Source organism: Pantoea sp. SIMBA_079 (assembly GCF_046940275.1).
Classification (GTDB): domain Bacteria; phylum Pseudomonadota; class Gammaproteobacteria; order Enterobacterales; family Enterobacteriaceae; genus Pantoea; species Pantoea borealis.
The window spans coordinates 1-244 of record NZ_JAWRYR010000778.1; the positions used below are offsets into that span (position 1 = coordinate 1).

The 244-nt window shown below is 65.2% G+C and carries 1 protein-coding gene; it reads left to right on the forward strand.

The window, feature by feature from the left end; all coding sequences use genetic code 11:
- Positions 1 to 244, forward strand: a 244-nt coding sequence (locus SB719_RS22060; RefSeq protein ID WP_412160017.1) for a 2-oxo acid dehydrogenase subunit E2, incomplete at both ends; no start/stop codon positions are given.

The window sequence follows — 244 nt, forward strand, 5'->3', positions numbered from 1 at the left end:
GGTGCATGTGGGCATTGCCACCCAAGGTGACAACGGCCTGATGGTACCGGTGCTGCGCCACGCCGAAGCGGGCAGCCTGTGGGCCAATGCCGGCGAGATTTCGCGCCTGGCCAACGCTGCACGTAACAACAAGGCCAGTCGCGAGGAACTGTCTGGCTCGACCATCACCCTGACCAGCCTCGGCGCCTTGGGTGGCATTGTCAGCACGCCGGTGGTCAACACCCCGGAAGTGGCAATCGTCGGG